This window comes from Ralstonia sp. NFACC01, from assembly GCF_900115545.1.
Taxonomy (GTDB): Bacteria; Pseudomonadota; Gammaproteobacteria; order Burkholderiales; family Burkholderiaceae; genus Ralstonia; species Ralstonia mojiangensis.
The window spans coordinates 441,424-463,461 of the sequence record NZ_FOWV01000004.1; the positions used below are offsets into that span (position 1 = coordinate 441,424).

Below are 22,038 nucleotides of genomic sequence, written 5' to 3' on the forward strand. Positions count from 1 at the left end.
GCAACACGCCCCGCCTCAGTTGCGCGCCTCAACCGCGTGCACCGCATCGAGAATCACCTTGGCCACATCCTGCGGCCGCGACTGCTGCGGCACGTGGCTCGTCGGCAGCGTCGTCACCTTGGCGCCAATCTTCCTGGCCATGGCCCGCTCCAGGTCGGGCTGGATCATCCGGTCGTGCGCGCTGACGATGAACCACGAAGGCTTGCTCTGCCATGCCGCCACCGTCGTGCGATCGCCAAATGCCGTCGCCTTGATGGGCCCTTGCGTGGCGGCCATCACGCGCGCCTGGGCAGCGGGCACATCCTGCGCAAAGTCGCTGGCCAGCGCTGCTGGGGGCAGTGACAGATAGCCGTTGGGATCGGCCACCAGCTTGCCGATACCGGGCGCGGGCGCGTAGTCCTTGCCCACCTCTTCCGTCGACTGGCCGGCATCCGGCGCGAAGGCGGCCACGTACACCAGCCCGGCAACCTTGCTGTCCGCACCGGCTTCGGTGATGACTGTACCGCCCCACGAATGCCCCACCAGCACGACCTTGCCGGCCTGATTGCCAATGGCGCGGCGCGTTGCAGCCACATCGTCGGCCAGCGAGTTCAGTCCGTTCTGCACCGCCTGCACCTTCACGCCCTTGGCCTGCAGCAGCGGGATCACCTTGGCCCAGTCGGACCCATCGGCAAAGGCGCCGTGCACGATCACGACGGAAGGTTGATTGGCATCGGCCGCCGTAGCGGCAAAGAGGGGCGCACTGGCGGCCATGCCAAGTGCCAGCGCTGCGATGGAGACGGCTTTGCGGTTGAACATGTTGGGTCCTTGCTATCTGTTCGGTTCTCAGGGGGATGGGGGGGTGCGAGGCTGCCGCTTCAGGCGTGTGCACCGTCGTAGTACGGGTTCGCGCTGCGGGCACCATCGGTATAGACGTCGGTGGCGCGGGCACCGTCTGTATAGATATCCGACGAACGCGCGCCCTCCGTGTAGGCGTCCACCGCGCTTTGCACCGCGCGGGCGCCTTCGGTGTACGGGTCGCGTGCACCGACGGATGAAGCAGCTTGCGCGCCGGCGGCGGCCACAGCGAGAGCAACAACAGCGAGGGTCTTGGCGAGATTGCGGGTCATGATCGTTTTCCTTTGAACGGTTGGTTTGGGATTGCGCGGCCTGCCGGTGCTTTGCGTTGCGTTGGCCCGGCGTCTTGGCCACGGAATGCATTTAAGTCGCCTGACGTATCCGGCACGTAGCGATGTGTTGCCCGTTTTGTCTGGGCATGTACCGGAGCTGCCGCCGGATACAAACGCATACAAAACGCCGTCCATCGGTGCCCGTTGCTACAAAGCAATACAAATCGGCGGCATCGTGAAACCGACCGGATACATCGCAGGCGCCCAATGCTGGAAACGAGGTGAGCAAGACCCGGCCTCGTCATCCATCCTTGATCACTGGAGCCCTCATGCAACCGACCCGATTGACCGCAACGTTGCTCGTACTGGCAGGCGCCCTGGGCGCGCACAACGCGTTTGCGCAAGCCGCAGGCCTGCATCGGACCGACCTCGTCCACCACGACCTGAGCGTGCCAGGCCGCGAAACCCTGCAAGTGCGCGTGGATTTCGATGAGCGTGCATTCGCCCCCGCGCATGTCCACCCCGGCGAGGAAATCGCCCACGTCCTGCAAGGCACGATCGAATACCGGCTGGATGGCCAGCCCCCCGTGACGCTGCAGACCGGCGATTCGCTGTTCATTCCGGCCGGCGTTGCGCACTCAGCAAGAAACGTTGGCAGCGGCAAGGCATCGGAACTGGCCACGTATGTCGTGAAGTCCGGTGAGCCGCTGGTCAAGCTCGTTCACTAATCCCCTGCCCCATCCACCCAAAAGAGAGAACTCCCATGTCGAACCCCGTCAACCTTCGCCGTCGCCGCCTTCTGGGCACCACCATCGCCAGCATTGGCGTGCTCGATCTCGGGCTGGCCGAACTTGTGCATGCGCAACCGGCACCGTCCCCCAATGCAAGCGCGCTGCTGGCTGGCCAAGCCAACCCGTTCGGCACGCTGCAACAGATCGATGCCGGCGTGCTCAACATCGGCTACGCAGACCTTGGACCGAAGGACGGTCCCGTGATGATCCTGCTGCACGGCTGGCCGTATGACATCTACAGCTATGCAGAGGTGGCGCCCTCGCTGGCGGCGGCAGGCTATCGCGTGCTGGTGCCGTATCTGCGCGGCTATGGCTCGACGCGCATCCGCTCGGCGGACACGCCGCGCAACGGCCAGCAGGCCGCGCTGGCCGTCGACATCATCGCGTTCATGGACGCATTGAAGATCAAGCAGGCGCACTTTGGCGGATACGACTGGGGCGCGCGCACGGCGGACATCATCGCGGCGCTGTGGCCGGAACGCTGCAAGACGCTGGTGTCCGTTAGCGGCTACCTGATCGGCAGCCAGGAGGCGAACCGCAAGCCGTTGCCGCCGGCCGCGGAATTTGCGTGGTGGTACCAGTTCTATTTCACGACGGAGCGTGGCGCGCAGGGTTACGCCGCCAACTGCAAGGAGTTCAACCGGCTGATCTGGAAGCTCGCTTCGCCCACGTGGAAGTTTGACGACGTCACGTACGACCGCAGCGCCGCCGCATTCGACAACCCCGATCACGTCGCCGTCGTCATCCACAACTACCGCTGGCGCCTGGGCCTGGCGCAGGGCGAATCGAAGTACGACGCGCTGGAGCAGCGCCTGGCCACCGCGCCGGCCATCACGGTGCCCACCATCACCATGGAGGGCGATGCCAACGGCGCACCGCACCCTGAGCCGTCAGCCTATGCGAAGAAGTTCACGGGCAAGTACCAGCACCGGAACATCGGTGGCGGCATCGGGCACAACTTGCCCCAGGAAGCGCCGAAGGCGTTTGTGCAAGCGATGCTGGATGTCGTGAGCCTGTAGCGCATCGAGGCGACCGACGCATGTGGGGTTCACAGCGCCGAGAGCAACCCTTGAGGCAATCCACGTGTGAGCGCCAGCAGCGTCATCACGGCCGGCATGGCCGCTGCGGCCATCACTGTCTGCGCGGCGGTGATGCCGGCCATGAGCGGCGCGTCACCGCCAAGTTGACGCGCCATGATGTACGACGAGGATGCCGTGGGCAGCGCCTGAAACAGCAGCGCCACGATCAACGCAGCATCGGTCAGGCCGAGCGCGTGGCCAAGGGCGAGCGTCAACACGGGCATGGCCAGGAACTTGATGACCGACGACACCAGCACCGGCTGCGCCCACGAACGCACGCCGCTGAAGTTGAGCGCAGCGCCCACGCACAGCAGACCCAGCGGCATGGACGCCACCCCGAGCGCACGCACCGCCGGCTCAATCGCCGCAGGCATCTGCAGCCCCAGCGCCTGCATGGCAATGCCCAGCGTGCAAGCCACCACCGGCGGATTCGTCACGATCTGGCGAACCAGTGCACGCCCACTGAGCCGCACCGAGCCATAGCGAGCGAAGACCAGCACGCACAACAGATTGACTGTCGGCACAATCGCCGCGTTGCAGACGGCCGCCAGCGCAATCCCCTTGGCACCGAAGATGCCCGTGGCGAGCGACACGCCTACGTAGTTGTTGAACCGCACCGCCCCTTGAAACACCGAGGTGAACGCCGCGCCATCCACTTGCATCCACGGCCGGGCCAGCATTAGCGCAACAGCCACGAGCAATGTCGCGCCAATCAACGTCAGCACCAGCGGCAACACGGGCAAAGACTGCATGTGCGCCGTGGCCAGTCCATGCATGAACAACGCCGGTAACAGGACGTAGTAGCAGAGCCGCTCGGCCTGCGGCCAGAAGGTTTCGGCGAGGAAAGCGGAGCGCTTGAGCCAATGGCCGAGCGCCACCAGAAACGCAACCGGCGCGAGAGCGAGCAGGATTGCGGCAGTCATGGCCGTGCTCCTGCATCGTGGCGTGCCCGCAATGCGGGCGAGAGGCAGAGGAACGTGCGGAACGGCATGAGGTGCTCGGCGAGAAACAGGAACACCGTCAAGCTATCACGCAGTCACAGCAGCAATAATTGTTATTTATCTGGCGATCAATGAGAAATTCTCATTGCAGAAGCGACCACGGCATCGGCCAATGCCTGGGTAAAGCGCTGTGCAGTCCGCGATTGGTGTTCAAGCAGCACCACCGCGCGATGCAATTGCGGTTGGCCGAACGCCAGCCGGGCGATGGGCGGCAATTGCGTCAGCTCGGAGTCGGATAGCGCCACCACGGCGGCGCCCAGTCCGCTTGCCACCATGCGCACAATCGTGTCCTTGTTGTCGAGCACCATCTCTTCGCGCACCCGCACGCCCAGGCGCCGCAGTTCCGAAGCGATCATGCGGCCGGCCCAGGCCTGCGCGTCAAAGCGGATAAACGGCAGCTCGGTCAGCAGCGCACGCGCATCACGCTCGGCGTATTGCGCGGGAGCGAGCAGCCAGAAGCGGTCTTCATAGAGCGTCGACCACACCAGTTCCGCCGGATGCGGCCGCACGGGGTGCGAGGTAATTGCGGCGTCCAGTTCGCCGTCGGCTACACGCTGTGCAAGCTCGGCCGACATGCCGGCGGCCACGTGCACGCGCAGGCCCGGATGCGCCGTCCGCAGTGCCAGCAGCGCGTTGGGCAGCGGCCCCGATAGCGCAGTCTGGATGGCGCCGATGCGCAAGCGCCCGACCAGCGCCCGCTCATCGCTCAGTGCGTCGGGAATGCGGTCATACAGCGCGAGGATCTGTTCGGCCTGGGCGAGCACGATGCGACCTGCCTCTGTCAGCGCGGGCTCGCGCCGTGAGCGGTCGAACAGGCGGACGTTGAACTCCTCTTCCAGCGATTTGACCTGCAGGCTGACGGCCGACTGCGTGAGCCCGATGGCCTCGCCGGCACGCGCAAACGTGCGGTGGCGGGCGATGGCAACGAGCGTTCTCAAGGCGCGGAGAGACATGGCGGATACGAAGTTCGATCAGGTGCAGATAGCGCATCGTACCCTCTGGCCACACCGGCGCGCCCCTCAGGGCAGTCAGCCGAACCGCTTACGTCAGCATGGCAGCCAGCGCGGGAGGCAACCCGCGGTTTGGCTTGTGCGGCGGACGCGCAAAGCTGCCTTCCGCCGCTCCGTTCGGGGCAAGCGCAATCAGACTCTCGCAATGGCGGATGGCGCTGGAGACGCCGTCCACCACCGGCACGGGAATGCGGTCTTTGAGTGTACGGGCCAGGCCGGCAAGCGGTGCGCCAGCCACGATGATCACGTCAGCGCCGTCTTCACGCACCGCCTGCAGGCTAAGTTCCTCCAGCCGTGCCGCATGGTCTTCCTGCACGCTGCCGATGTCGCGTAGCGGCTGCTGCAAAGAGCGCACGCTCGCCAGCCGAGACGACAGCCCATTGGCAGCCACGCACTCGCGGTACCACGCCTGGATACGATTCGAAATGGCAATGATCGAAAAGCGCTGGCCGAGCAGGCAGGCGCTGGCCAGCGCCGCTTCGGTCATGCCGACCACCGGCACATTGCACAGCTCCTTGATGCCGGCGAGGCCCGGGTCCCCAAACGCCGCCACGACCACGCCATCGAATTGACCATCATGTTCGGCGACGACGCACGCAGTGGCATAGCCGCCCACGAGTGCTTCGAAGCGCGTTTCGATATAGGCCACACCAAATGGCGCCGTCGCCATCGTGAGCGTGGTGCCGGGTGACACGGAGCGACGCGCCTCGGCATGGATCAACTCCGTCACGCTCTCGGAGATATTGGGATTGACGACCAGAATACGCATGATGAAATTTTGAGAACCCAACCAGAAACGTCAAACCAGCGACGGCGCGCCCGCCGGCAGGAATTGCCCGCGCCCCGGTGCCGGTTCGAGGTACTTGCCGTTTTCGACCAGCATCTCGCCGCGCGAAAAGCAATGCACCGGCCAGCCAGTCACTTCAATGCCTTCATAAGGCGTGTAGTCGACCGCGTGATGCAGCGCATCGTTGGTGATGCGCACGCGGCGCTCCGGATCCCACAGCGTGATGTCGGCATCGGCCCCCACGGCGATCGTGCCCTTGCGGGGGTACAAGCCGTACAACCGTGCCGGGCGATACGACGTCAGCTCCACAAACTGATGCAGCGACAGCTTGCCGCGCGCAATGCCATCAAACAGCAGCGGCAACCGCGTCTCGATACCGGGTACGCCGTTGGGAATATGGTCGAACGGTTGCGCCTGACCGCCAAGCTTCTTGCCTTCCGGGTCGTCATAGTTGAACGGCGCATGGTCGGAAGAGAACACGCTGAACACGCCCCCTGCAAGCGCGCGCCATACGGCTGCCTGGTTCTCCGGATCGCGCGGTGGCGGGCTGCAGACGCACTTGGCACCTTCGTAGCCATCGTCACCTTGCAGGCCCATGTCTTCGGCGGTCAGATAGAGGTACTGCGGACAAGTCTCGGCCAGGATCTGCAAGCCACGGCTTTGCGCCCAGCGAATCTGCTCGATGGCTTCCTTGCCGGAGACATGCACGATCAGGATCGGCACGTCCACCAGCTCGGCAAATGTGATGGCACGGTGCGTGGCTTCACGCTCCACGGCAGCCGGGCGTGACAGGCCATGGAAGCGCGGCGAGATGCGGCCCTCGCCGACCAGTTTCTCCGTCAGCCAGGAAATGCAGTCTGCGTTTTCCGCATGCACCATCACCAGGGCGTTGTTCTGCTTGGCCACGTCCAGCACGTCCAGCATTTCGCGGTCGGACAGCTTCAGGTCGTCATAGGTCATGTAGACCTTGAACGAGGTGTAGCCCTGGCGAATCAACTCCGGCAGTTCGTGCTTCAGCACGTCGGGCGTGGGGTCGGCCACGATCAGATGAAAGCCATAATCGGCCACCGCGCGGCCCTCAGCGCGCCGGTGGTAATCGGCCACCGCCGCCTTCAGCGAGCCACCCTTCTCTTGCGCGGCAAACGGGATCACCGTTGTCGTGCCGCCGCAGATGGCCGCGCGCGTGCCGGTGAAGAAGTCGTCGGCCATGCGCATGCCGTCGGGCATGGGCTGGTCGAGATGACAATGACCGTCAACACCGCCGGGCAGTGCCAGAAGGCCGCTGGCATCCATCTCTCGCGCGCCGCGTGGCAAGCCGTGGCCGAGCACGGCGATGCGGCCATCGCGCACACCGATGTCGCAGGTAAAGCGATCGGATGCGGTCACCACATCCGCATTGCGGATCACCAGGTCGAGTTCCGTGGACATGCTTAGCGCTCCTTCATTCCGTTAAGCGACGTCCGAGAACAGGCGGCCCCATCCACGCAGCTCGCGCGTGTCGACGCCCGACAGCCGCAGTGATTTCCACACGACGGTCGAGATGGTGTCGTACACGGGAATGCCCGTTTCCGCTTCCAGCGCTTCAACCAGGTGGGCAGCGCGCAGGTTCGTGCAGAACGTGGTGATGGCGGCCGGCTTTTGCTGCGCAACGTCGCGCACCAGCGTGCGGATGGTGTCTTCTTCCACGTCTGCAAAGCTGTGGTTGACGTGCAAGTCCAGATGGCGCTCAGCCACGCACTTGAAACCGTGGCGCGCGTAGTTCTGCACGATGCGCTGCTGCACGTCATCCAGATACGGCGTAACGAGGGCGAAATCGCGCGCGCCGGTTTTGGCCAGAATCTCGTTGAGCGCCAATACTGACGTGGTGGCCGGAATGCCGGTGGCTTCCGTGATCTGGCGGCACAGCGCCTCGTCTTTCTCAAAGCCGAGCCAGCCGGACGACGTGCCGTTCCAGGCAATCACGTCGACATGCGCGTCGGCCAGCAACTTGGCGGCGTTCAGGATCTTCTCCAGATCGAACTGCCCAAGCGCCTGGTCGCGCAGAGAAATTTCCGTCACGGTAAAACGCGAGAAATGCGCGCTCACATTGGGCAGGCCGCTCACCATGGCGCTGGTAATGGGTTCCAGCGCCGTGTTGGAAGATGGGGTGAGCATGCCGAGCTTGATGCGTTTTGTCATGGGAGTCTTCTTCGTGGTTTGCGCCCCGCCGCACGCGAGCGTGGGCATCGGGGCGTGCTTTTTATGTTGATGCGTACGGTTGCAGCTTGTGGTCAGAAATCAGAAGCAAACGCCGCGCCGCAACCGCAAGTGGCATTGGCTTACGCCAGTTCATCGCGCCTCAGACCGGCAGCTTCTTGCTGTAGTCGATCAGCAGCGTCGAGCAGATGAAGAGGCCCGCACCGGCGGCGGCAAACAGGATCAGCGCCATGTCGTACGAACCGGTCGTCTGCACGATCAGGCCGACGATGATCGGCATGCCAACCCCGGCGAAGTTGCCGCCCAGATTCATCGTGCCGCCCAGGAAACCCACACGCTTGCGCGTTCCCAGGATCGACGGAATGCACCAGAACAGGCCGCACCAGCGCAGGAAGAACAGCGTGGTCGACAACAGTGCCACCACAACCACCGGGTCCTTGAAGCGGGCCACCGTGTAGATGGCGATCGTGGCCAGTACCGAAGCGATGCCAAACAGCGTGCGCAGCACCCGGGCTCGCGATGCCCCGGTGGCGATCCATTTGTCCGCAATCCAGCCGCCCACCATCTCGCCCACGAAGCCGGAGAAGAACATGGTGAACACGGCGCCGCCCATCTCCTTGATGTCCAGCCCGTGCACCTTCGACAGATAGGTCGGCATCCAGGTCAGGAGACCGTAGAACAATGCGTTGAAGCACATCCAGCCGAAGAACATGCCCCACACCGAGCGGTACTTGAAGAAGTCCAGCACGTTGCCGCTGACGGCGGCCGGCTCGGCAGCCTGGTCGGCGGCGTGTGCCTCTTCAATGTAGGCGGCTTCAGCCTCATTGACGGACGGATGCTCGCGCGGGTGGTTGCGGATGTACCACCACGAGAAGAGGCCGGCCACCATCGTCCCGATACCGGCCACCACGAACGACGTGCGCCACGAATCGAATTCGGCGATCAGCCCAGCGATGATGAGTGCGCCCAGTGCCGCGCCCAGCGGCGCGCCACCGTCGAGCAGTGTGGCACCGCGACCGCGTTCGTTCTGCGTCATCCAGATGGCGTTGAGCTTGCCGCCGGCGGGGTAGATGGGCGCCTCGGCCGCACCCAGCCCCAGACGCGTGACGAGCAGCGGCACCCAACCGGTACATAGTGCTGCAATGGATTGGAAGAAACCCCAGCCCAGCGTTGCGCCGGCAATTACCACGCGCGGCCCAAAGCGGTCGGCCAGCATGCCGCCCGGAATCTGCATGAGCGCGTACGTCAGAAAGAACGAACTCAGCAGTAAGCCTTGCACCGCCGGGCCGATGTTGAATTCCTTCGCGATCAACGGCATCGCGACTGACAACGATGCGCGGTCGACGTAGTTGATGGAAATCAGCATCAACATCATCAAGAAAATCTTCCAGCGCACAGAGCTCTTCGTCTCCGTTAGCGCCATGGCCGGGGCCGGGCTTGCGGTTTCCATTACGCGTGTCTCCTGGTAGCTCAGGAAGTCGTTTCGGAAAACGGGCTTGGGGGCCGGACTTGACGCCGATCCGCCCCAACTCCGCCCACCGAAACGACCTCCTGAGTCGATTTGATTGGTTTGTGTTGCGCAACGTGGCCGAGTATAGGATACGTAATCTGTAATTACAACATCTGTAAGTTGTTGATTTTATTGACTACAAAAAGCACAATCTCGGTGTGTGATAGCCTTTTGTGGTGCATCTTCCCCATTCTGGTGACGTCTGTGACCCAACCGCTGCTTCAATCCCCTCGCCTGCGCACGCTCGGCATGTCGGCCGAAATCGCTTCGCGCCTGCGCACCCTCATCGAAGAAGGCGAACTGCCGCCCGGCGCCCGCATCGACGAGCGTGCCTTCTGTGAAATGTTCGATGTCTCCAAGACGCCGCTGCGTGAGGCGCTCAAGGTGCTGGTGGCCGAGGGGCTGGTGCTGCATCGGCAGTACATCGGCTACCGCGTAGCACCGCTCGATCTGGATGAACTGCGCGCCACCTTCGAAACGCTGCATGGGCTGGAATTCACGGCTGGAGAACTGGCAGCGGCCCGGCTGTCAGAGGTGGCTCTGGCGCGCCTGGAACGCAAGCACCAGGCGATGCTTGACGCGCACGCGGCGGGCAGGCGTACCGAGTACTTCCGCATCAACCAGGAAATTCACCAGCTCATCATTGATGGCACGGCCAACCCAGTGCTGGCCGGCATTTACGCGACGTTGATGAGCAAGGTGCACCGCGCGCGCGGCGCGGCCAACGCCGACACGCTGCGCTGGCAGGAGTCGCACGAAGAACACGAAGCCATCATGGCCGCTCTTCGCGAGCCCGGGCGCCCGCGCCTGGCACAGGTGCTGCGCCTGCACTCGGAGAACACAGCCAAGGAAGTGCTGAGCGTCGTGGCAAGCAGCCTGGCCGAGGCCGGACGCCCTACCCGATCGACCAAGGAAGCCTCCACGAAAGGCGTGCGATGAAACTCGTACGCGTAGGAGCACCCGGCGCAGAACGCCCTTGCTTGATCGATACGCAAGGCCGCGTGCGCGACCTGTCAGGCGTGGTCAGCGAACTGGGCCCGCAGCAGTTGTCCGATGCCGCGCTCGCACAACTCGCAGGCGTCGACATCGCCGCCTTGCCCGTGATGCCGGATACCCGTTTTGGTGTGCCATGGACCGGCATCGGCAAGATCATCGCGATCGGTTTGAACTATGCCGACCACGCAGCCGAGGCCGGCTTGCCGCCTCCTGCTGAGCCCATCCTCTTTCTTAAAGCCAACAGCGCTTTGAACGGCCCCAACGATGCCGTCATGCTGCCGCGCGGCTCTGAAAAGACCGACTGGGAGGTTGAACTCGGCGTGGTGATCGGCAAGACGGCGAGCGATGTTTCCCGCGAAGAAGCGCTCTCGCACGTTGCCGGTTATTGCGTGGTGAACGATGTGTCGGAACGCGAGTTCCAGCTTGAGCGCGGCGGCACGTGGGACAAGGGCAAGGGCTGCGACACCTTCTGCCCCGTCGGCCCGTGGCTGGTCACGCGTGACGAAGTGCCCGACCCGCAGGCGCTTGGCCTGTGGCTCGACGTCAACGGCGAGCGTGCGCAGCGGGGCAACACGGCGACCATGGTGTTTGGCGTAGCCCATCTGGTGAGCTACGTCAGCCGCTTCATGACGTTGCGCCCAGGCGACCTGATTTGCACCGGCACGCCGCCCGGCGTCGGCATGGGCGCCAAGCCCCCGCGCTATCTCAAGGCCGGTGACACCATGCGCCTGGGTATCGACGGCCTTGGCGTGCAGACACAGACGGTCGCCGCCTACACCAAAGCCTAGACAAGCGGCGCGGCACGCTTAGCGCTGTGCCGCCACCAGCTTGCGCATCGCGTCCACCAGCTTCGGATCGACCGCGCCTAGCGTATTAGTGCGCGCAGTGATGCGCCCTTCTGCGTCCAGCAGCAGGATCGTGCTTGAGTGGTTGAAATCGCCATCTGCCAGGCGCCGGTATTGCACGCCCAGTAGCGCCGCCACCTCGCGCGTGCCGCTGGCGTTTGCGCGGGCGACTTGCCAGCGGTCGTCGGCGCCATGCGCGCTGGCCGTCTTCTTGAGCGCCGCAACGGAATCGCGCTCGGGGTCGACCGTCACCATCAGGACACGCACGCCGTCGTGCGCGGGCTTACCGCCCTTAGCCAGTGTGGCGCGAATGGTCTCGAAGATCATCGGGCAGACCATCTGGCACGACGAATAGAACATGCTCACGAGTACCGGCTCGCCGCGTAGGTCTGCCAGGTGAAAGACGCGGCCGTTCTGGTCGGTCAACGCCACATCAGATTGATACAGCGAGCCTGAAGCGACGGGCCCGGCGGCAAGCGCGCCTGCGGCGGCACCTGCGAGCAGGAGCGCCACGAAGGCGCGGCAAAGTTGCTTAAGAAGCGTCATGGACGTTCTCCATTGATGGATCGGGCGCAGCGAAAGCCAAGGCTTCCCGTGGCGTCGGCGCCCTCAAGTGATGACAGCAACGCCACGCGCATCAGCACGGCGTAGCTGTCGCGGCGCACGATGCTGATGGCACCGGCGCCGCAAAACTTCTGTTTGTCGGGGTCGCCCTGCGTGCGGCTGTCCCCGGCAATGAACAGTGCGTTGAAATCGTCGACCCATTCCCAGATCAGGCCGTGCAGATCGCGCACGCCATGGACATCCGCTGGACCGCCAACGGGTGGCAACACACGCGTGGCGGGCCGTTCGTACCAGCCGAGAATGCGTTGCGCCCATTGCGGGTCGTCGCGGGCGTCTGCACGTGTTGCGTCGGCGGCAGCGGCGGATTCCCATTCAAGCCAGGTCGGCAGGCGCGCGCCTTCGCTTTCGCAATAGGCACGGGCAGCAAACCAGCTCACGCCGGTCACCGGCGCTTGCGGCGAGGCTTGCGCATCGGCGTGCGTCGTATCGGCCCAGTCGGCAAGGTAGGCCTTGCCGGCAAAGACCTGCGGTACACGGCCGCGCTGCCAGGCCTCGTGACGTTGTACGAAGGTCTGGAACTCGCCGATGGTGACCGGCGTGGTGCGCAACTCAAACGGCTCGATGCGCACCCGCTGCGTCTGCCCCGGTGCGTTCTGGGGCAGCACGCTGTCGAAGTCGCCGCCGGGCAGCCGCACATAGGTGGCGCCCTGCGCAGCGGCGCCAGCCAGCGCCATCAACATGGCAGCAAGGAGCAAGGTCAGGCGGCTCATGGTCGTGCGGATCCGGTCAATGTTCGGCCACGGCCTTGGCGGGCGCCGGCTGGGCACGCACCTTCTTCACGTCGTCCGCGCTCACGCGGCCGCCGGGGTTGTCCCAGCTGTTGAGCACGTAGGTCAGGATGTTGGCGACCTCGTCGTCATTGAGCTGCGTCATCGGCGGCATGACGGAGTCGTATTCCTGCCCGTTGACCTTGATCTTGCCGTTCAGCCCATGCAGCACGATGTTCATGGCGCGCTTCGGATCTGCTGCCAAGAAATCCGACTTGGCCAGCGGCGGGAACACGCCCGGCAACCCGGCGCCATTGCCCTGGTGGCACACCGAGCAGGTACCCGCAAACAGCGCGCGGCCGGCCTGCACCTGGTCCTGCACGGTCAGGGTGCCGCTCACCGAGGCCTGCGTCGCCTTGGTGACGGCGGTCATATTGGGTGCCGCGCGATCGCCCAGGTACACCGAATCCAGCTCCTTGCCGGAATAGACGAGCTTGTTCTCCGGGCCATCCACCTTGAGGATCGCCATGGCGCCCTTGTTGAAGGCACGGAAGATCGAGTGGTCGACCAGCACATAGCTGCCGGGCACGCGCGCGGTGAACTTCACAACCGCCGCGCCACCCGCCGGGATCAACGTGGTCTGCACGTTTTTCTGCACGTTGGTGCCGCCCTCGTAGCGCACCTGATCGAAGATGGCGCCAATTACGTGGAAGCTGGAGACAAGGTTGGGCCCGCCGTTGCCAACGAAGATGCGCACCGTTTCACCCACCTTGGCGTGCAGCGCCTTGTCACCGGTGAGCGCACCTTCGGCACCATTGAACAGCACGTAGCTCGGGCGTTCGTCGATGGCCTTTTCCATGTCGAATGGCTGCAGGCCTTTCTCGCGGTACTTGCCGGCCGTGTAGAAATCGCCCTGCATGACGTAGTACTCGTGATCCACCTTAGGCAGGCCTTCGGGCGGCTCAACCAGGATCAGGCCGTACATGCCGTTGGCGATATGCATGCCCACGGGCGCGGTGGCGCAGTGGTAGACGTAGACGCCCTCGTTAAGCGCCTTGAAGGTGAACTGCGATTCGTGGCCCGGTGCGGTGAAGCTCGATGCTGCGCCGCCGCCCGGACCGGTCACGCCGTGCAGGTCGATGTTGTGCGGCATCTTGCTGCTCGGGTGATTCTTGAGGTGGAACTCCACCGTGTCGCCCTGCCGCACGCGGATGAAGCTGCCGGGAACGGTGCCGCCGAACGTCCAGAAGGTGTAGCTGACGCCTTCGGAGATCTGCATTTCCTTCTCGACCACTTCCAGCTCCACGATGACCTTGGCTGGATAGTTCCGGTGGACCGGCGGTGGCACAAGCGGCGGACTCGTGAGGACGGCGTGGATCGGCTCGCCGCGCGGCGGGCCAAAATCACCCGGCAACTTGGCGCTGGCGGCGCGCGCCGCAGTGCCCGCAAGCACTGCGCCCAGCGCCACAGAAATCAGGCCCGCGCGCATCAGGCTGCGGACGGTGTGAAGACGGCTCATTTTTTCTCCCGTGTATCGGTCTGGTGTCGTCCGCTCCACGTTAGGCCCCGGCAGCCAGTAGGGCTTTGATACAGCGCAAACGAAAAACGGCCCTGATCGGCACATCCGCGCTGCTGCATGGCGGACAAGCCCAGTCGTGGCGTGATTTGCCGCCTCAAGATACCCATAAAACAAGCATCTGATATACATCAATAAGACCGGAGATTCACCTCAGTAACATAGTTGCATCCTTAATGCATCTTTTTGATGCGACACCCACAGAGGGAATCCCCATGACACAGTCCGCCTCCACCATCCAGCTCGACCTGCGCGTGCTGGCGCCGCGCGAGCGCCATCCGCTGATCTTCTCCGCCTTTGGCGAACTCGGCATCGGCCAGAGCCTGGAGCTGATCAACGATCACGATCCGCGCCCGCTGCAGTCTCAGTTTCAAGTCGAGCGCCCGGGACAGTTTTCCTGGGACTACCTTGAGCGCGGCCCCGGTACGTGGCGCGTTGCCATCACCAAGGTGGCCTCTGCCGCCAGCGCCGGCCACTGCTGTGGTGGCTGCGGTGGTGGCGCCTGAATTTCCGATCGCATCCTGCAAGGAACCTTGTCATGAAAAACAACCAAAGGCTGTGGCGGTGGCTCGGCCTGATCTTCATCCTGTCGTTCGGAGCATTGGGCTATCTGGGCCGGCAGATCTATCTGGCAGCACCGCCGATTCCGCATGCCGTTGTCACCTCTGTGGGCGAGGTGCTCTTTACCGGCGAACAAATCCAGCGCGGCCAGGAAGCCTGGCTGGCAGCCGGCGGCCAGCAGCTTGGCACCGTCTGGGGCCACGGTAGCTACGTTGCACCTGACTGGTCTGCCGATTGGCTTCACCGTGAAGCCACGGCGCTGCAAGCCATCCGCGCGCATCAGCAGTTCGATACCGATGCACCGTTGACGACCGTGCAGCAAGCCGCCGTCGACGCCAGCGTGAAAGAAGAAATGCGCCGCAATACGTACGACGCAAATCACGACATCCTGACCGTGTCGCGTGAGCGTGCGGAAGCCATCCGCGGTGTGGCGCAACACTTCGAGGCGCTGTTCGGCACCGATCCATCGCTGGCAACGTTGCGCGATCAATACGCCATGGCCACCGGCGTGCTGCCGGAAGCGGCCGATCGCGAAGCCCTGGCGGCGTTCTTCTTCTGGACGTCGTGGGCCGCCGCTGCCGACCGCCCAGGCGAGACCGACATCTCGTATACGAGCAACTGGCCGCATGAACCGCTCGTGGGCAACACCATGACCGGCGGTGCCGCCATGTGGTCGATGGTCAGCATCGTGCTGCTGCTGGGCGGTATTGCCGCCATGCTGTGGCTGCACGGCAGCAGCAAGCACGAAGAGGAAGCTGCGCCGCTGCCGGCCGATCCGTTCCTCAACGTGGTCGCCACGCCGTCGATGAAGGCCACGCGCAAGTACTTCTTTGCCGTGATTGGCCTGATGCTGGTGCAGATCGGCATGGGCGCCATTACCGCGCACTATGCGGTGGAAGGTGAATCGTTCTTCGGGATTCCGCTGGCGCAGGTGCTGCCGTATGTGATCAGCCGCACGGTGCACACGCAACTGGGCGTGCTGTGGATTGCCACGGCGTGGCTGGCCACGGGCCTGTACATTGCGCCGCTGCTGTCGGGGCGTGAACCGAAGTTCCAGAAGCTGGGCGTCGACCTGCTGTTCTGGGCGCTCATCTTTATCGTGGTGGGCTCCATCGCCACCGGCTGGCTCGGCACGCTGCAACATCGCGGTGCGGACTTCGGCTTCTGGGTCGGCAACCAAGGGCTGGAATACACCAGCATGGGCCGCGTGTGGCAAATCCTGTTGTTCGTCGGCCTGCTGTTCTGGGTCGTGCTGCTGGGCCGCGCCCTGTGGCCGGCACTGAAGACGCCGTCGGAATCGCGCGGGCTGATCGCCATGGTGTTCCTGTCGGCCACATGCATCGGCGGGTTCTATTCGACGTCGCTGGTGTGGGGCCAACACACGCACTATTCGATGATCGAATACTGGCGCTGGTGGCTCGTCCACCTGTGGGTCGAGGGCTTCTTTGAAGTGTTCGCCACCGCCGTCATCGCGCTCATCTTCACGCGCCTGGGCCTGATTCGCGCCAGCAGCGCCAACCGGGCCATCGTGGCTGAAACGATCGTGTTCCTGTTCGGCGGCATTCTGGGCACGCTGCATCACCTGTACTTCACGGGGACACCGACCTCGATCATCTCGGTGGGTGCAGTGTTCTCTGCGCTGGAAGTGGTACCGCTTTCGCTGATCGGGCTCGAAGCGCTGCAGAACTATCGTCGCACGCAAGGCACGCCGTGGCTCAACGCCTACAAGTGGCCCGTGCTGTGCTTCGTGGCCGTGGGCTTCTGGAACACCGTCGGTGCGGGCCTGCTCGGCTTCGCCATCAACCCGCCGGCTTCGCTGTACTACGTGCAGGGTCTGAACATGACGGCCGCCCACGGGCACGCGGCACTGTTCGGGGTGTACGGCATGCTCGGTATCGGCTTGATGCTGTTCTGCCTGCGCGGCCTGTATGCGCGCAGCCTGCATGCCGATCGCCTGCTCAAGCCCGCGTTCTGGGGCCTGAACATCGGCCTGGCAATGATGGTGTTCATGTCGCTGTTGCCAGCCGGTATCTACCAGGCCTGGGCCAGCGTCACCAAGGGCATGTGGTACGCCCGTTCGCCGGAGGTGGTGCACTCGAAAGTGATGGAAACGCTGGTCTGGCTGCGTGTGCCGGGTGACATCGTGTTCGCCATCGGTGCGCTTGTGCTGGCTTGGTATGCGCTGCGGCTGCTGCGCCGTCCGAAGGCACAACAGACCGAGCCGCTGCCGGCTTCGGCTCGCGCCACGCGTTAATTCTTAAGCCAGCTGTTCTCTCAAAAACCCGCAGGGCCCGTGTCGATTCGACCGGGCCCTGCGGGTTTTCCTGTAATGCCTGCCGCTCGCAAGCTCCCTACAATGACGAGTCATATAGATGAATAGTTGACCACTTCTGATACCCCATGCCCGCCGATCTCCGCCTGCCCCGCTATCAGCAACTGCGTGACGATCTGGCCGCGCAGATCGCCCAGCAGCATTGGCGCCCGGGCGACGCCATCCCGACCGAAGCCGAGCTTGCCAAGACGTACAACGTGGCGGTCGGCACCGTCCGCAAAGCCGTCGACGTATTGGTGGCCGAAGGGCTGCTCGAACGCTTCCAGGGCCGTGGCACCTTCGTGCGGCGTGCCAGCTTTGCCAGTTCCTTGTTCCGCTTCTTCCGCTTCCAGAGTGAAAGCGGCGAGCGGCGCATTCCCGAGAGCCGCATCCTCAAGCGCGACGTGCTCGATGCGCCGTCGGCGCCGGCTGCGGGTCTGCAGATTGAGACCGGCTCACCGGTCATTCGCCTGACCCGGCTGCGCCTGCTGGATGGCGCGCCAATGCTCGCCGAAGAAATCTGGTTGCCGTACGACCGTTTCGCGCCGCTCGCCACGCTGGAACTCGACGCGTTTGGCGACCTGCTGTATCCGCTGTACGAATCCCACTGCGGCCAGATCATCGCCAGCGCCGAAGAAACGCTCACCGCCGAGGCCGTCAACGCAACGTATGCGCGGCTCTTGCGCATCCAGCCCGGCGATCCGGTGATGGTCATCGAACGCGTTGCGCGCGGCTACGACCGGGTGCCGCTTGAATGGCGGCGCTCACGCGGGGCGGCGGCGCACTTCCGGTACCACGTGGATATCCGGTAACGCCCGAGACGCTGCAATCCATACCGACAAAAAACACACACAGGAGACAACATCATGCAGGCCAACTCATCGACGGCCCCACCGCTGCTGGATGTGCGCGGCGTCACGCTGCAGTACAAGACACGCCAGTATCTGGTGACGGCCACCTACCGCGTCGACTTTCAGGTCTACCCCGGCGAGCGCTACATCCTGCTGGGCCCATCGGGCTGCGGTAAATCGACATTGCTCAAGGCCATCGGCGGCTACCTCACGCCCACCGAAGGCGAGATCCGCCTGAAGGGCCAGCCCGTGACCAAGCCTGGCCCGGATCGCATGATGGTGTTCCAGGAGTTCGACCAGCTCCTGCCGTGGAAGACGGTGAAAGAGAACGTGCTTTTCCCGCTGCTCTCCACGGGCAAGCTGGGAGCGCGCGAAGCCGAAGAACGTGCCCTGCACTACATCAACAAGGTCAACCTCACCAAGTTTGCCGACCACCACCCGCACATGCTGTCGGGCGGGATGAAGCAACGCGTAGCCATCGCCCGCGGCATGGCCATGGAACCCGACGTGCTGCTGATGGACGAGCCCTTCGCAGCGCTCGACGCGCTTACGCGCCGCAAGATGCAAGACGAGTTACTGCAGCTGTGGGATGAAACACGCTTCACCGTGCTGTTTGTCACGCACTCGATTCCGGAGGCGATCCGCTGCGGCAGCCGCATCCTGATTCTCTCGCCGCATCCCGGGCAAGTGCGCGCCGAACTGCCGAGCCTCGCGCGCGGCGATGATGACCCTGAGCGCTTCAAGACCCTCGAAGCCGAGATCCACGACATGCTGTTCGCCCGCACGGTGGAGGAAACCCATGCAGACTGAAACCCTATCCATGCCGGCCACCACCGACATCAGCAACCGCGCGCCCGTCTACAGCACGCCCGTGGCGTTCGAGCGCATCGGCGTGGTGGAAAAACCGCTCTCCATTGCTGAACGCCTGTACGAGCAGGCATGGCTGCGCAAGCTCGTCATCCTCGTCGTGCTCGCACTCGTGTGGGAAGGCGGTGCGCGCTGGCTCGACAACCCGCTGCTGCTGCCGACCTTCTCCGATACCGTGCAGGCGCTGTGGGCAGGGCTGGCCAGCGGCACACTGTTTGCTCGCATCGGCACGTCGATGCAAACGCTGCTGGCGGGCTATGCGCTGGGCCTGGCGCTGTCGTGTGCACTGGTGGTTCTGGGTATCAGCAATCGGCTCGGGCAGGACTTCCTGGAAACGCTCACCGCCATGTTCAACCCGCTGCCGGCCATCGCCCTGCTGCCGATCGCGCTCGTGTGGTTTGGCCTGGGCAACGGCAGCCTGATCTTCGTGATCGTGCACTCCGTGGTGTGGGCGGTGTCGCTCAACACGCATGCAGGCTTCCTGTCGGTATCGAACACGCTGCGCATGGTGGGCCGCAACTACGGGCTCTCGGGCATGGGGTATCTGACCAAGATCCTGATCCCGGCGGCGTTCCCATCCATCCTCACGGGCCTGAAGATCGGCTGGGCCTTCGCATGGCGCACGTTGATCGCCTCGGAACTGGTGTTTGGCGTCAGCTCCGGCCAGGGCGGCCTCGGCTGGTACATCTACGAGAACAAGAACCAACTGCAAATTCCTGAAGTGTTCGCCGGCCTGCTGACGGTGATCATCATCGGCCTGCTGGTAGAGAACTTGGTGTTCCGCACGCTGGAGGCACGCACCGTCAAACGCTGGGGCATGCAGAACTAAACCAGGCAACCCGTTGCGCCACCGCCAGCACACCACCGGTTTGGCCGTACCCTGCCCTAGATGGTGTCTTGGATTTCTGTGGGCGGGCGGATAAAGGAAGGAGGCCTGTTTGAGCGCAGCGAGTTTGCCTCCTTCCCCGCCCGGTTACAGAAATCCAAGGGGAAGTCGCCATCTCGGGCGCGCCTTTCTTTGCTTACTTTCTTTGGCAAGACAAAGAAAGTGAGTCGCCCCCGGCAGGGGGTGAAACAAGGGATACACCACCAACAAGCATAAAGACCAACAGAGCAACAAGGAGACAACATATGCAGCACCCCCGCCGCACCATCCTCCGCCTGACAATCGCCGCCACGCTGGCAGCATCGCTCCTGGCCGGCGCCGTCAGCACCGCGCATGCCGAAGCCAGCGAAGTCCGCATCTCCCACGGCTACGGCATCCTCTACCTGCCCATCATGGTGATGGCGAGCGAACACCTGCTGGAGAAGCAAGCCAAGGCCGCCGGCCTGGGCGACGTCAAAGTCAGCTATCGCATCCTGGACGGCGGCAACGTCATCAACGACGCCATGCTCTCGGGCGCGCTGGACATCGCCTCGCTGGGCGTGCCAGGCTTCCTCACGCTGTGGGACAAGACGCGCGGCAGCGCGATGGAAGTGCGCGGACTGTCGTCGCTGAGTTCGTCGTCGATGTACCTCATGACACGCAACCCGAACGTGAAGACGCTGGCGGATTTCTCTGACAAGGACCGCATTGCCGTGCCCGGCATCAAGACCTCACTGCCGGCCGTGGTGCTGCAAATGGCTGCCGCCAAGACCTTCGGCGACAAGCAGTTCAACAAGCTTGACCCGATCACCGTGCCGCTGCCGCACCCTGACGCCACCGCCGTCATGCTGGCCGGCGGCAGCCAGATCAACAGCCACATGGCCTCGCCGCCCTTCTCGTACACCGAGGCCGCGGCACCCGGCCTGCACCGCGTGTTCAACACGGTCGATGTGCTGGGCAACATCACGCTGGACATGACCTACACCAGCAAGAAGTTCTACGAGGCCAACCCGAAGCTGTCGGCGGCGTTCGTGGCGGCGCTGGATGAAGCCAACGCCCTCATCGCCAAAGACAAGACCAAAGCGGCGCAGATCTACATTGCGCAATCGAAGGTGAAGAGTTCGCCGGACGAAGTGAAGAAGATCCTGGACGATCCGGATTCGCGCTTCACGACCACGCCTGTGGGCGTCGCACACTATGCTGAATTCATGCAGCGCGTGGGCACGCTCAAGAACAAGCCCGCGTCGTGGAAGGATGTCTTCTTCCCGACGGTGCAGAACCGGCAGGGTTCGTAACGCGAAACGCCTGAGCACAACGAGCAGCACGCAGCATCCGCACGGAGGCATTTCATGGCACTACGCATCGTCCGGCTCGGGGAGCCGCGTCACCCCGACGAAGGCTTGCGCATCGGCACCGTGCGGCGCCCGCCACGCGGCGTGCCCAAGGAAGAATTCGCCAGCCGCGATTTCTACGACGTGTGGATGCCGCTGCTCTCGCCCACGCCCGAACTCGTCAAGCAGGCACAGGCCGCACAGAGTGCGCACGACGAGAAGGGCTGGCAAACCTTCGTGCGCCACTTCCGCACCGAAATGCGCGACGGCGATGCGGCACGATTGCTCGACATGCTGGCCGCGCTCTCGCACCAGACCCATCTGTCGATCGGCTGCTATTGCGAGGATGAAGCGCATTGCCACCGCTCGGTACTGCGCGAGTTGTTGAAGGAACGTGGGGCGAAGCTGGCTCCGTGAACAAGCACGCCACTTACACAAGGAAGACCATGACCAGCCTGCCCCGAACGCTTCGTCACCGCACCGCATCTGCCCTTCTGCTCGCACTGGCAATGACCAGCGCGCAGACAGTCATGGCGCAGAGTGCGCCCGCCGCGCTCCAGCCAGCCGATGCACACCACATCGTCGCCACGCTATCGGCCACGGGGGTGCAGATCTACGTTTGCAAGCGCGACGGCGACAAGCCTCCCGCGTGGGCCTTCAAGGCGCCACTGGCGGAGCTTTACGATGCCAGCGGCAAGCTCGTCATCAAACACGGAGCAGGCCCAAGCTGGGAAGCCCCAGACGGCAGCAAGATCACGGGGAAAGTCTTGCAGCAAGCGCCAAACACCTCGGAAGCCGGTGCCGTTCAGCTGCTGCTGTTGCAAGCCACCAAGGTTGGCGGCGCGGGCCTGTTGAGCGGTGTGCGCTACGTGCAGCGGCTGCAGACCCACGGCGGCATCGCACCCGCACAGCCCTGCACGGAAGAAGGCCAGGAAGGCCGCAGCCCGTACCTGGCGCAATACGTCTTCCTCGACTGACGCGCCGCTCTCAGAGATCGGTGCCGCTACCCCATACGGGGGAC

At 64.0% G+C, this 22,038-nt stretch carries 23 protein-coding genes; 12 read left to right on the forward strand and 11 right to left on the reverse strand.

Going from position 1 to position 22,038, the window contains the following annotated elements; genetic code table 11:
• Positions 1-15: 15 nt before the first annotated feature.
• Both BM136_RS13045 and BM136_RS13050 read right to left on the reverse strand, forming a co-directional pair.
• Positions 16-753: an alpha/beta fold hydrolase gene (locus BM136_RS13045; RefSeq protein WP_254775679.1), complete on the reverse strand. Its 738-nt coding sequence runs from the start codon at positions 751-753 to the stop codon at positions 16-18.
• A gap of 104 nt (positions 754-857) precedes the next feature.
• Positions 858-1,109: a hypothetical protein gene (locus BM136_RS13050; RefSeq protein ID WP_092972229.1), complete on the reverse strand. Its 252-nt coding sequence runs from the start codon at positions 1,107-1,109 to the stop codon at positions 858-860.
• Positions 1,110-1,438: 329 nt separating this feature from the next.
• Here BM136_RS13050 and BM136_RS13055 point away from each other — a divergent pair, with 329 nt between their 5' ends.
• Together BM136_RS13055 and BM136_RS13060 are read left to right on the forward strand one after the other, a co-directional pair.
• Entirely contained in the window at positions 1,439-1,837 is a 399-nt protein-coding gene (locus BM136_RS13055) for a cupin domain-containing protein (RefSeq protein WP_092972230.1), read from the forward strand.
• Positions 1,838-1,872: 35 nt separating this feature from the next.
• Positions 1,873-2,919 (forward strand): alpha/beta fold hydrolase, encoded by a 1,047-nt coding sequence (locus BM136_RS13060; protein WP_092972231.1) that lies wholly within the window; start codon positions 1,873-1,875, stop codon positions 2,917-2,919.
• 29 nt (positions 2,920-2,948) lie between these two features.
• On the opposite strand, the gene BM136_RS13065 is transcribed toward BM136_RS13060, so the two are convergent.
• The 6 genes from BM136_RS13065 to BM136_RS13090 all read right to left on the reverse strand — a co-directional run bounded on the left by BM136_RS13065 (position 2,949) and on the right by BM136_RS13090 (position 9,423).
• A complete protein-coding gene (locus BM136_RS13065) occupies positions 2,949-3,902 on the reverse strand; it encodes an AEC family transporter (RefSeq protein WP_092972232.1) in 954 nt (317 codons plus the stop codon).
• Positions 3,903-4,048: 146 nt separating this feature from the next.
• Positions 4,049-4,933, reverse strand: coding sequence for a LysR family transcriptional regulator (locus tag BM136_RS13070; RefSeq protein ID WP_092972233.1), 885 nt, complete (start codon positions 4,931-4,933; stop codon positions 4,049-4,051).
• 88 nt (positions 4,934-5,021) lie between these two features.
• A complete protein-coding gene (locus BM136_RS13075; RefSeq protein WP_092972234.1) occupies positions 5,022-5,759 on the reverse strand; it encodes an aspartate/glutamate racemase family protein in 738 nt (245 codons plus the stop codon).
• Positions 5,760-5,789: 30 nt separating this feature from the next.
• The gene (gene hydA, locus BM136_RS13080; RefSeq protein ID WP_092972235.1) at positions 5,790-7,205 is read right to left on the reverse strand and encodes a dihydropyrimidinase; all 1,416 of its coding nucleotides are present in this window, start codon (positions 7,203-7,205) and stop codon (positions 5,790-5,792) included.
• A 21-nt stretch (positions 7,206-7,226) separates the two neighbouring features.
• Entirely contained in the window at positions 7,227-7,955 is a 729-nt protein-coding gene (locus tag BM136_RS13085; RefSeq protein WP_092972326.1) for a maleate cis-trans isomerase family protein, read from the reverse strand.
• A 160-nt stretch (positions 7,956-8,115) separates the two neighbouring features.
• Positions 8,116-9,423, reverse strand: coding sequence for an MFS transporter (locus BM136_RS13090; RefSeq protein ID WP_092972236.1), 1,308 nt, complete (start codon positions 9,421-9,423; stop codon positions 8,116-8,118).
• A 216-nt stretch (positions 9,424-9,639) separates the two neighbouring features.
• On the opposite strand from BM136_RS13090, the gene BM136_RS13095 reads away from it, so the two are divergent.
• Together BM136_RS13095 and BM136_RS13100 are read left to right on the forward strand one after the other, a co-directional pair.
• On the forward strand, positions 9,640-10,422 hold the full coding sequence (locus BM136_RS13095) for a GntR family transcriptional regulator (RefSeq protein ID WP_092972237.1): 783 nt from the start codon (positions 9,640-9,642) through the stop codon (positions 10,420-10,422).
• Positions 10,419-11,267, forward strand: coding sequence for a fumarylacetoacetate hydrolase family protein (locus BM136_RS13100; RefSeq protein ID WP_092972238.1), 849 nt, complete (start codon positions 10,419-10,421; stop codon positions 11,265-11,267). The genes BM136_RS13095 and BM136_RS13100 overlap by 4 nt, the downstream gene beginning before the upstream one ends.
• An 18-nt stretch (positions 11,268-11,285) precedes the next feature.
• Here BM136_RS13100 and BM136_RS13105 read toward each other — a convergent pair whose 3' ends face one another.
• From BM136_RS13105 to nirK, 3 genes are read right to left on the reverse strand one after another with little or no spacing between them, the layout of a single operon-like run.
• Positions 11,286-11,870 (reverse strand): SCO family protein, encoded by a 585-nt coding sequence (locus BM136_RS13105; protein WP_092972239.1) that lies wholly within the window; start codon positions 11,868-11,870, stop codon positions 11,286-11,288.
• A complete protein-coding gene (locus tag BM136_RS13110) occupies positions 11,867-12,628 on the reverse strand; it encodes a formylglycine-generating enzyme family protein (RefSeq protein WP_254775680.1) in 762 nt (253 codons plus the stop codon). Before BM136_RS13110 ends, BM136_RS13105 begins: the two co-directional genes overlap by 4 nt.
• A 46-nt stretch (positions 12,629-12,674) precedes the next feature.
• Positions 12,675-14,174, reverse strand: coding sequence for a copper-containing nitrite reductase (gene nirK / locus BM136_RS13115; RefSeq protein ID WP_092972241.1), 1,500 nt, complete (start codon positions 14,172-14,174; stop codon positions 12,675-12,677).
• A gap of 272 nt (positions 14,175-14,446) precedes the next feature.
• On the opposite strand from nirK, the gene BM136_RS13120 reads away from it, so the two are divergent.
• The 8 genes from BM136_RS13120 (at position 14,447) to BM136_RS13155 (ending at position 21,994) form a co-directional block, all read left to right on the forward strand.
• Positions 14,447-14,737: a DUF2249 domain-containing protein gene (locus tag BM136_RS13120; protein ID WP_004627827.1), complete on the forward strand. Its 291-nt coding sequence runs from the start codon at positions 14,447-14,449 to the stop codon at positions 14,735-14,737.
• 32 nt (positions 14,738-14,769) lie between these two features.
• The gene (locus BM136_RS13125; protein WP_092972242.1) at positions 14,770-17,046 is read left to right on the forward strand and encodes a nitric-oxide reductase large subunit; all 2,277 of its coding nucleotides are present in this window, start codon (positions 14,770-14,772) and stop codon (positions 17,044-17,046) included.
• A 146-nt stretch (positions 17,047-17,192) separates the two neighbouring features.
• Positions 17,193-17,915: a GntR family transcriptional regulator gene (locus BM136_RS13130; protein ID WP_024978366.1), complete on the forward strand. Its 723-nt coding sequence runs from the start codon at positions 17,193-17,195 to the stop codon at positions 17,913-17,915.
• A 54-nt stretch (positions 17,916-17,969) separates the two neighbouring features.
• Positions 17,970-18,764, forward strand: a complete 795-nt coding sequence (locus tag BM136_RS13135; protein WP_092972243.1) for an ABC transporter ATP-binding protein — start codon at positions 17,970-17,972, stop codon at positions 18,762-18,764.
• Positions 18,754-19,650 (forward strand): ABC transporter permease, encoded by an 897-nt coding sequence (locus BM136_RS13140; protein WP_092972244.1) that lies wholly within the window; start codon positions 18,754-18,756, stop codon positions 19,648-19,650. The genes BM136_RS13135 and BM136_RS13140 overlap by 11 nt, the downstream gene beginning before the upstream one ends.
• Before the next feature lie 302 nt (positions 19,651-19,952).
• Positions 19,953-20,981, forward strand: a complete 1,029-nt coding sequence (locus BM136_RS13145; RefSeq protein WP_092972245.1) for an ABC transporter substrate-binding protein — start codon at positions 19,953-19,955, stop codon at positions 20,979-20,981.
• A 54-nt stretch (positions 20,982-21,035) separates the two neighbouring features.
• Positions 21,036-21,434: a DUF488 domain-containing protein gene (locus BM136_RS13150; RefSeq protein WP_024978362.1), complete on the forward strand. Its 399-nt coding sequence runs from the start codon at positions 21,036-21,038 to the stop codon at positions 21,432-21,434.
• A gap of 29 nt (positions 21,435-21,463) precedes the next feature.
• Complete coding sequence (locus tag BM136_RS13155) at positions 21,464-21,994, forward strand: DUF3455 domain-containing protein (protein WP_092972246.1); 531 nt, start codon at positions 21,464-21,466, stop codon at positions 21,992-21,994.
• Positions 21,995-22,038 lie beyond the last annotated feature (44 nt).

Bases quoted from the DNA above. Each gene is read 5' to 3' on its own strand.
- BM136_RS13125 (WP_092972242.1), top strand. From the start codon at position 14,770: ATGAAAAACAACCAAAGGCTGTGGCGGTGGCTCGGCCTGATCTTCATC.
- BM136_RS13100 (WP_092972238.1), top strand. From the start codon at position 10,419: ATGAAACTCGTACGCGTAGGAGCACCCGGCGCAGAACGCCCTTGCTTG.
- BM136_RS13065 (WP_092972232.1), bottom strand. From the start codon at position 3,902: ATGACTGCCGCAATCCTGCTCGCTCTCGCGCCGGTTGCGTTTCTGGTG.
- hydA (WP_092972235.1), bottom strand. From the start codon at position 7,205: ATGTCCACGGAACTCGACCTGGTGATCCGCAATGCGGATGTGGTGACC.
- BM136_RS13140 (WP_092972244.1), top strand. From the start codon at position 18,754: ATGCAGACTGAAACCCTATCCATGCCGGCCACCACCGACATCAGCAAC.
- BM136_RS13145 (WP_092972245.1), top strand. From the start codon at position 19,953: ATGCAGCACCCCCGCCGCACCATCCTCCGCCTGACAATCGCCGCCACG.
- nirK (WP_092972241.1), bottom strand. From the start codon at position 14,174: ATGAGCCGTCTTCACACCGTCCGCAGCCTGATGCGCGCGGGCCTGATT.
- BM136_RS13050 (WP_092972229.1), bottom strand. From the start codon at position 1,109: ATGACCCGCAATCTCGCCAAGACCCTCGCTGTTGTTGCTCTCGCTGTG.
- BM136_RS13060 (WP_092972231.1), top strand. From the start codon at position 1,873: ATGTCGAACCCCGTCAACCTTCGCCGTCGCCGCCTTCTGGGCACCACC.
- BM136_RS13045 (WP_254775679.1), bottom strand. From the start codon at position 753: ATGGCCGCCAGTGCGCCCCTCTTTGCCGCTACGGCGGCCGATGCCAAT.
- BM136_RS13130 (WP_024978366.1), top strand. From the start codon at position 17,193: ATGCCCGCCGATCTCCGCCTGCCCCGCTATCAGCAACTGCGTGACGAT.
- BM136_RS13075 (WP_092972234.1), bottom strand. From the start codon at position 5,759: ATGCGTATTCTGGTCGTCAATCCCAATATCTCCGAGAGCGTGACGGAG.
- BM136_RS13105 (WP_092972239.1), bottom strand. From the start codon at position 11,870: ATGACGCTTCTTAAGCAACTTTGCCGCGCCTTCGTGGCGCTCCTGCTC.
- BM136_RS13120 (WP_004627827.1), top strand. From the start codon at position 14,447: ATGACACAGTCCGCCTCCACCATCCAGCTCGACCTGCGCGTGCTGGCG.
- BM136_RS13085 (WP_092972326.1), bottom strand. From the start codon at position 7,955: ATGACAAAACGCATCAAGCTCGGCATGCTCACCCCATCTTCCAACACG.
- BM136_RS13110 (WP_254775680.1), bottom strand. From the start codon at position 12,628: ATGTTGATGGCGCTGGCTGGCGCCGCTGCGCAGGGCGCCACCTATGTG.
- BM136_RS13135 (WP_092972243.1), top strand. From the start codon at position 17,970: ATGCAGGCCAACTCATCGACGGCCCCACCGCTGCTGGATGTGCGCGGC.
- BM136_RS13150 (WP_024978362.1), top strand. From the start codon at position 21,036: ATGGCACTACGCATCGTCCGGCTCGGGGAGCCGCGTCACCCCGACGAA.
- BM136_RS13055 (WP_092972230.1), top strand. From the start codon at position 1,439: ATGCAACCGACCCGATTGACCGCAACGTTGCTCGTACTGGCAGGCGCC.
- BM136_RS13070 (WP_092972233.1), bottom strand. From the start codon at position 4,933: ATGTCTCTCCGCGCCTTGAGAACGCTCGTTGCCATCGCCCGCCACCGC.
- BM136_RS13090 (WP_092972236.1), bottom strand. From the start codon at position 9,423: ATGGAAACCGCAAGCCCGGCCCCGGCCATGGCGCTAACGGAGACGAAG.
- BM136_RS13155 (WP_092972246.1), top strand. From the start codon at position 21,464: ATGACCAGCCTGCCCCGAACGCTTCGTCACCGCACCGCATCTGCCCTT.